At 43.8% G+C, this 2,077-nt stretch carries 2 protein-coding genes and 1 pseudogene; all 3 read left to right on the forward strand.

The window, feature by feature from the left end; genetic code table 11:
• Positions 1-863: MucBP domain-containing protein (locus AACL61_RS03100; RefSeq protein ID WP_339110979.1), on the forward strand; the 863-nt coding region annotated here is incomplete at its 5' end.
• 195 nt (positions 864-1,058) lie between these two features.
• A complete protein-coding gene (locus tag AACL61_RS03105; protein WP_339110980.1) occupies positions 1,059-1,922 on the forward strand; it encodes a transposase in 864 nt (287 codons plus the stop codon).
• An 84-nt stretch (positions 1,923-2,006) separates the two neighbouring features.
• Positions 2,007-2,077 (forward strand): annotated as a pseudogene (locus tag AACL61_RS09880) (IS200/IS605 family transposase); the annotation flags it as partial.

The following is a 2,077-nucleotide window of genomic DNA, read 5'->3' on the forward strand; positions in this document are numbered from 1 at the left end:
CGGTAACTTACGCACCAAACGGGAAGATTGTTCCGGTTGATCCAAATGGTACGCCAATCCCAGGTGCGGACACGCCAACCTACCCAACGGACCCTAACGATCCAACGAAGGTCGTGCCAAACAAACCAATTCCAGACGTGCCAGGCTACACGCCAGTTGACCCAAGTCCGGTTACGCCAACTGATCCAGGCAAGGACACGCCAGTACCATACAAGCAGAACCAATACGGTTTGACGGAGAAGTTTGTGGACGAAGATGGCAATGAACTGTTGCCAAGCGTTAACAAGGGTAGCTCATACAAGAGCGGCGACGGCTTTGACGTGACTGGTGATGCCAAGGTCATCAACGGCTACGTTCTGGTAAAACAGGACAACACCAAGGGTACGTTTGGCAATGGTGATGAAACCGCAACATTCATCTACAAGAAGATCGGTAAGATCGTTCCAGTAGATGAAAACGGTACGCCAATTCCAGGTGCGGACACGCCGATTTATCAAAACGATCCAAATGATCCAACCGAGGTCGTACCAAACGAACCAATTCCGGAAGTACCAGGCTACACACCGGTTGATCCAAGCCCAATCACGCCGGCAGATCCAACTGAAGACACGCCGGTGCCATACACTAAGAAGGAAATGCCAACGACGCCTTCTGAACCAGCACAGCCACAGACTCCTGCGTCACCAGCTGGTCAAGGCCAAGCAACGCCAACGTCAGCTAAGACGGAAGCTGCTAAGGCTGCAACGCTGCCACAAACCGGTAACGACAAGAACGAAGCCACGGCTGCAATGGGCTTAGGCTTTGCCGGTATCGCATCAATGCTGGCATTGTTCGGTACGCGCAAGAAGCGTCGCGAAGACTAATCTAAAAGTTTCAAAAGCAGAATCCTGCTGATCAGAGACTGAAATTAAAAAGAGGCTGGGAAAAAACTATTCCTCAAAATGAAAACCCGGATGATTCGCAATTCACTTGCAAATCATCCGGGTTTCGTGTATACAGGAACCAATCTCCTGTTATGATAGAAATAACCACAAATCAACCAAAAGGAGTCGGTTTCCATGTATCAAAATTGTACCACAGGTCAGCTTCAATTAGCATTACAATATGAACTTAAGGTAGCATCGGATCATATTGTTAATTTAATTAATGATTTCGTAAATTCGATCCCCAACGAAGTATTGCTGGATGCTGGTGATCATAATAAAAAGACCGATCGTCCGGCTGCTCACCTGGGAATCCTTTTGAAGGCCATTCTTTACGGGTATTCCCGACGCCAATTCTCGGGACGCAAGATTGAACTGATGATGCAGAAAAATCTACCCATGATGTGGCTAGTCCAACAGCAAACTTTTTCATACCACACGATCAATTCCTTTATCACCAGCGAAAAAACGGCCCAACTTTTGAAACGGATTTTTATCCAATTTACCGGAAAACTTCACGAATTAGGCTTGATCTCTCAAGATGCTCTTTTTATTGATGGAACGAAGATTGAAGCAGATGCCAATAAGTATTCATTTGTCTGGAGACGTTCAACTGAGAAGCATCAAGCAAAAATAGAAGAACACGTTGGCGAACTTTATGATGAACTAGTTGAAAATAATATTAAGTCAACCATTGAAAAAGAAGAAGCCAAAACTATTCAAGGCGTAGAGACTATCACTGATCAACTAGAAAAAGAAGTGGATCAGCTCGATCGAATGATCGAGAACGAACCGAAAATTATCAAAGGTGGTTCACAAAACAAGCAAAAACGCCGTAGAATTAAGAAATATGTACGGAAGTTAAAAGAAGACTACTTACCGCGTTTAAAAAAGTATCGTGAACAGATGGCAACGTTTGGTGACCGCAACAGTTATGCCAAAACGGATCATGATGCCACCTTTATCCATAAATTTGCGAGAATACCCCTACTTCTATAAGTAGGGGATGAATCGCTCTCTTAAAGCACGTTAGTGCTTTTTCTTTTGTTCTATGATATATTTAGTATATATCTATAAAATGTGGTGATAACAATAGAATTAGATAGAAATCAGCATTCAGTATACTTACTTAATTACCATTTGGTAATGGTGGT

Source organism: Limosilactobacillus reuteri subsp. porcinus (genome assembly GCF_036621895.1).
Classification (GTDB): domain Bacteria; phylum Bacillota; class Bacilli; order Lactobacillales; family Lactobacillaceae; genus Limosilactobacillus; species Limosilactobacillus reuteri_J.

Coding starts and splice junctions, on each gene's coding strand:
- AACL61_RS03105 (WP_339110980.1), top strand. CDS start 1,059: ATGTATCAAAATTGTACCACAGGTCAGCTTCAATTAGCATTACAATAT.